Origin of the sequence: Okeania sp. SIO2B9 (assembly GCF_010672505.1) — a bacterium.
In the GTDB taxonomy this organism is placed as follows: Bacteria; Cyanobacteriota; Cyanobacteriia; order Cyanobacteriales; family Microcoleaceae; genus Okeania; species Okeania hirsuta.
Genome location: NZ_JAAHGK010000669.1, coordinates 1 through 4,180, shown reverse-complemented (window position 1 = coordinate 4,180; position 4,180 = coordinate 1). Strand labels below are relative to the sequence as shown.

Annotated in this window: 3 protein-coding genes and 1 pseudogene; all 4 read right to left on the bottom strand. The window is 40.2% G+C overall.

Annotated elements, in window-relative coordinates; all coding sequences use genetic code 11:
• A pseudogene (locus F6K13_RS21255) lies at window positions 1-720 on the bottom strand (low-complexity protein); the annotation flags it as partial.
• A 261-nt stretch (window positions 721-981) separates the two neighbouring features.
• Entirely contained in the window at window positions 982-3,330 is a 2,349-nt protein-coding gene (selD, locus tag F6K13_RS21250; RefSeq protein WP_287288298.1) for a selenide, water dikinase SelD, read from the bottom strand.
• A 154-nt stretch (window positions 3,331-3,484) separates the two neighbouring features.
• Window positions 3,485-3,724 (bottom strand): transposase family protein, encoded by a 240-nt coding sequence (locus tag F6K13_RS21245; protein WP_161564942.1) that lies wholly within the window; start codon window positions 3,722-3,724, stop codon window positions 3,485-3,487.
• A 168-nt stretch (window positions 3,725-3,892) separates the two neighbouring features.
• Entirely contained in the window at window positions 3,893-4,045 is a 153-nt protein-coding gene (locus tag F6K13_RS21240) for a hypothetical protein (RefSeq protein WP_287288297.1), read from the bottom strand.
• Between the last annotated feature and the right edge of the window lie 135 nt (window positions 4,046-4,180).

The following is a 4,180-nucleotide window of genomic DNA, read 5'->3' as shown; positions in this document are numbered from 1 at the left end:
TTTATCGATACTGCCATAAATTTCCAAATCTCGTTGCCACCCATATCCATAAATTCCGGCTAATTTCTTAGCATTGTCTTTCACCTCTAGCACTGCTTCTTTCATATAACGGTGAGTATTGCGAGAGATTCTTTCGGCAACAATTTTGGCATTATTTTCAGCTAAACCAGATTCTTTAAAACGTTCAATCAAAATTTCATCAAATTTTTCCCTCAAAGACGAATCATAGAAACAAATCAAAGTATCCTTAGCATCTTGGTCATTAAAATTAATTTCTTCATCCAAGTTTTTAATCTGTTTTTGTACTGCTTCCGATGCTTCAGTTTCTGTCAGCTTTTCCGATATTTCAGGATGGTCTATTAAAAATCTTCGTAAACTTTCTAAATATGCCACCTGAGCCACCAATTGTACTTCATCTTCTAAAGTAGGCTCTTTACGAGTTTTTTCAATAATAAAAGTAATAATTCCAGTTGCAATAGGCAAAAAAGGTAAACCAGCTCCGGCAACTTTTCCCAGGGGAGAATTTAGTACATCCAAAACAGAATCAATATTTTCAATAAAAGGTTTTAACTCTTTAGCATCCTTATTTTCTTGTAGAGCTTTTGCTATTTCAAAAACAGCCTTACCAGACTCAACCCCACCCTTGACAGTTTCTGATAAATTCAATTCTATTTCTGTGTTGAGAACTCGCCAAATATTCCGCCAGAGTTTACTTGCCATAGTTAATATTTCTTCCTTTAATTGTTGCCCAATATATTTGTATATCTACAGTTTGATTTCTGTAAATTCCCGATGTTATATCATGTCCGGATGATTAGGTGTAATTAAAGCTTGTAGTAGGGCTTCAGCCCGAAATTTAGATAGATAGGGCTAAAGCCCTACTACAAACAAAAACTTTTTTATCACTGATTATTCGGACATGGATAACCCTGTAGGGACGTTGCATGCAACGTCCCTACTTTATGGTTTACTCAGCGGTGCTTAAGTACCCCTTACAAAAATAACTTCATAGGGCGAATGCCATTCGCCCCTACTAACTTCTGACTTCGTTAACACTCTACCAATAATTCTACTTTCAGAATATTCCTGCTGTAACGCCTGCAAACAAGCACTCGCTGACTCCGCAGGTACAGTAGCAAGTAACCCACCAGAAGTCTGTGGGTCAAACAACAATGGATAAAGAACATGAGTACTTACCTGCTCCGAATTTTGAATAGATGCAGATATCCGCAGATTTTCCGGATATAGCGAACTAAAAATACCTTGCTGCAAAATTTCTGCCACTCCAGGCAATACAGAAATAGCCTCCATTTCCAATTCCACAGCAACTTGAGAAGCTTTCACCATTTCCAGCAAATGTCCGACTAATCCAAATCCTGTCACATCCGTACAAGCAGTCGCACCATATTCCAATAACAACTTGGCAGCATTCTGATTTGAAACCAACATTGATTTTATCGCACTTTCAATCCAACGTCCCTTTGCTCGTAGACGCATATCCGCAGCAAATAACACTCCCGTCCCCAACGCTTTCGTCAATATCAGCACATCTCCCGACTGCATCCCACTGTTGTACAATAGTTTCTCCGAAAATGCTAAACCATTGCAGGTAAGACCAAAAGCTAATTCTGCTCCCTCAGTTGTATGACCCCCCATCAAAACAGCACCTGCTTGGTTAAGAATTTCCGTTGCTCCCAATAACAATTGATATAAATCATTCTCTTGTTGAGTAGATGAAGCATAAGGAATAGTAGCGATCGCCAAAGCACTTTGAGGTGTTGCTCCCATGGCAAATAAATCGCTCAAACAATGATTAGTCGCAATCTTTCCCAATAAATAGGGGTCATCCACCAATGCCGGAAAATAATCAATAGTCTGCACCATCACCTTATCTGTTGGTACCCTAACTACTGCAGCATCATCAGGGGTATTCAGACCAATCAAAATATCATCCCTGTGTGTTTGCTGTTGAATGCGGTGCAGCACTTTCTCCAAAACCTTACTGCCTACTTTCGCTCCACAACCAGCACAGTGCATAATTTCGGAATCTTTCCTGTTTCTACCTTTCCCAGAAGAGGGATAACTTCTACCTTCCATCTTCAGGTTAGTAAACTTATCCATAAATTTGCGGTCAATGTGGTCTTTCCAACGCCAAAGTAAAGAGTAAGGACCAAATCCAATTTGGCCACGAGAAGCGATCGCTCGTTGGTCTCCAGTGCCAATTAAAATCAGGAATTTTTTCTGAGGTATAAATGACTTCAGAGGTTTTCTCTGGAGAGCGCGTTGTAAATTTTCCAATAAGGGTTTTCCTTGTCGTACTGCAAAAACTCCAGCTTTTGGCCGTGAATGGTTAACCATTGTTGCCACATCTCCAGCAGCAAACACTTGCGGATGAGAAATTGACTGTAGTTTGTCATTGACTAAAATAAAGCCACTGGCGTCTGTTGCTAACCCCGCTGTTTGTAACCAAGGTGCAGCAGATGCTTGAGTTACCCAAAATAGGATATCGCATTCTATTTGTAATCCCGAATTACACTCAATAATTTTGGGTGCAAAGTCTAGAATTTTCCGCTCACTCATCCGTGCATCCGTGGCAAAATCACTGTCTTGCCCATCCTTACTCTTCACCCCAGTCACATTTTCTTCTAAATGCAATACCACACCGCGACTTTTCAGAATTTTCTCAACTTGCTTTCCCACCCAACGATGGCGTCCGGGTAATAGTCTTGTACCTCGATGAAACAGATGCAACTCCAGGTTATTAGTCGGTTGTCTAGCATTCTGATAAATGTTGTGGAGATGACTTTGTACAGCAAATGCTAACTCCACACCCCCGACACCACCTCCAACTATTCCGATACAGATTTTTTGTTCTGGTAACTGAGCAACTGTTGCTGTTATCTGATGCCAATAGGTGAGAAATTTTGATATGGGTTTGACAGGAATACTATATTCTCTTGCTCCCGGTACAGTTAAGCTAGCGGGAGTACTGCCAATATCGATGGATAGTACATCAAAAGTTACGGGTGGACGGTTAGCACAAATTACCTGATTTTTTTCCAGGTTTAGACCAATGGCGCGGTCTACAAATATCCTAGCTCCGGCAAATTTTGCGAGGGGATGCAGGTCAATATGACATTGGTCGAAGGTATATAAACCTGCCACATATCCAGGTAGCATCCCAGAATAGGGAGTATGATATACATCTGTAATTAGGGTTAATCTTACTCCTGGCATGGGGTTCATCGCAAAATTTTTAATGGCGATCACGTGGCTATGACCGCCCCCTATTAGTACAAGGTCTGTTTCTGTTGCTATGGATGATTTCATTGTTATTAATAATATTTAGTTATAGTATCAGTAAGGAAGAAGGAAGAAGTAATAAACAAATCAGAAAAAAAGGAAAAACAATCTAAATAGGTATATTAGACTTGTCGCGAAATAAAACCTTAAAGTGAAATGGGAAAATTCTGGCTTTCAATCATTAAATTATCCTGCCATTAAGTAGAAATTCCAGAGTCCAACCGCAGTGAACATGAAGCGATCGTCGCGCATCTTTAATGTGATTTCGATACAATCCTCTCGCTGCATTATATCTCTTTACGCCAGATATTGTCTGTTCACTTTTGACGCGGTCGCTACTTTTTTCTTGATTGAGATGTTTTTGTTGGTCAGTTAATTCCTGAGATCGAGGTTTTTTCGTGGGTCGGATTGATGTTGACAAATTCCTTCTGTCATCCCTGGAAACCCAAATCTACATGAATTTTCACTTCATCAGGTACAAAATCTACCAATTTTTCTTCATCTAATATAGAATCCGGTTATACAGTAATTGCAAAATTACTTTCTCTTAATACAGATGTTCTACTGAATACAAATTTAAAAATTCATGCTATTTCAATCTTTTCTTTCTCCTGACTCCTGAGGACTGACTCCTGACTCCTAGAGCGATACGATAACTAATTACCCGGATTCTATATAACTGCCGAATGCCCATCAACTTTTCCCTCTCTTGCTTTCGAGCGGACGAGGACTCTTTGATCAAGGTCAGTCAACCAGCACGGGCGGCATCATCCACACCTCGCTCCTTGAAATAGCAGGTGAGTACCTGGGCCGAAATTTCTGGATTCATCGCCAGATCTGGATCGTTTTCTAGGTCTACCCCCAATTTCTTGCCATA

Excerpts from the sequence above, each read along its gene's own strand:
- selD (WP_287288298.1), bottom strand. The coding sequence starts at position 3,330 with ATGAAATCATCCATAGCAACAGAAACAGACCTTGTACTAATAGGGGGC.